General features: G+C 56.1%; 2 protein-coding genes. Both read right to left on the bottom strand.

Annotation, left to right across the window (positions count from 1 at the left end; translation table 11 throughout):
* The coding region (locus H5U08_RS17810; RefSeq protein ID WP_297036199.1) for an acetylxylan esterase at positions 1-959 on the bottom strand (959 nt) is incomplete at its 3' end.
* Between the two features lie 130 nt (positions 960-1,089).
* Positions 1,090-1,735: SLC13 family permease (locus H5U08_RS17805; RefSeq protein WP_297036196.1), on the bottom strand; the 646-nt coding region annotated here is incomplete at its 5' end.

The raw sequence follows: 1,735 nt of genomic DNA, 5'->3' as shown, positions 1-1,735 counted from the left end.
TTTTCACAGAACCAGTGGGGAAACGCGGTGTTGATCCTGGCCACGGTTTCTCCAAAGTGTCGGCGGCTCAGGGCAGCGCCACCGCAACCCGAATTGTTGGAAATCACGATGGCAAACCGCGTATCCTGTGCCCCCGCCCAAAGCGCCGTTTTGCCTAGCCGGGAATGTCCCATTACCGCCACTTTCGTTTTGTCAAGCTCTGGATCCGTCTCGATAAGGTCCATGATCCGGCTTAGCCCCCACGCCCAGGCCCCAATCGATCCCCACTGATCCGGATCCGGCCTGGTTTGACCCGGCCTGTAAAACAGGGGATGAACGCCATTTTGAAATCCGTCATCAAAGTCGGGGTCGATGTCACCGTAATACGCCGTTGCCAGGGCATAACCGTGGGAAAGTATCATTTCAACCGGCCAGCGGCTGCTGGCTATTCCTCGAGTCGCCTCGGTGGCTTTGTGATCAACGACGCCCGGTCCGTCACGAACCCAGCTTCGACAGATGAAGATCCCCGGATCGCTGTGAATCGCTTGATTGCCGCGAAAATTCAACCCCAGGAATACCGGCAGCGGCCGAGGGGCGTCCTTGGGTAGGTAGAAAAGAACATCTACCATAGGGCCATCCTGTCCTTTTGGTGTGAAGTGGATCGTCACCTGCTTGCGAATGGCTTTTCCTTCCAGCGCATTGCGATCCACGTCGCGAACCTCAAACCACATGCCCTCCGGTCTTCCCGGCGCCTTCCCATATACGTGGGTTTCAAAAAGACGCAAAAGTTCGGGACGCCGCTTGGAAAACCACATGCCCGGGTCGCTGACCCGCGTGCCGTCTTCGCACACCAAAGGGTCTGGCAGGGTGTAGGCGGGCACCTTGCTCTCGTCGTAATTGACCGGTGGCAATTCAGCAGAAGCGATGGCAGCCGTCACTCCAGCAAAAACCAGAAACAACAATAAGAACCGACTTTGCATGGCGAGTACCTCCCGCGGGCGACATCGATCTGACCAGGCCGGAGTCTGTTCCCCGTCGTTTGTGTGCCCAGTGTAACCTGGTAACTGAGAAACGGCAACTTCTACCGGTCGGGTATTCACAAATCAAGATTTACAGGCGGAAAGGCCAGATGACCGGGGCGAGTGTAACGGTCAGTGCCGTAACGAGTATGTTCATAGGGATACCAATTTTCAGGTAGTCCGTAAACCGATAACCCCCGGGTCCATAAACCATCAAATTTGTTTGATAGCCGAGAGGAGTTGCGAATGAAGCGGAGGCAGCCGTGAGGACACTGATCACGAACGGCATGGGATTGACCTGCAGTTCCTGGGCAGTAGCGAGGGCAAAGGGGAACATCAACGCAGCGGCTGCGTTGTTGGTGACCATCTCTGTCGTCACCGACGTGATGATGTGAATCGCCAAAAGCGTCAAACGGGGATTTTCCCCCACCCAATGGATGAGATGATGAGCGACAAAGGCCGCCGCACCGGTTCGTTCCAGTGCCGTCCCAATGCCAAAAGCTGCTCCAATGGCTACGAGAACCTGCCAGTCAATCGCGCGACGGGCCTCACTCAAAGTGCAGCACTGAAAAGCCAGCATTGCGGCGGCTGCCAGAAGGGCCCCTTTGAGCATCGTTATCTTTCCGAAGACCAGTTCCCATGACCCGATTTTCAAACCCAAGTCACCAAAGGACTCGCTCACAGTGACCACGAGCACCATCGCCGCGAGGATGAAAAGAGCCGTTTTCGCCTTCTCG

Source organism: Thermogutta sp. (genome assembly GCF_014359955.1).
Classification (GTDB): Bacteria; Planctomycetota; Planctomycetia; order Pirellulales; family Thermoguttaceae; genus Thermogutta.
The sequence above is the reverse complement of the archived record's forward strand: the minus strand, read 5'-3'. Positions and strand labels throughout refer to the sequence as shown.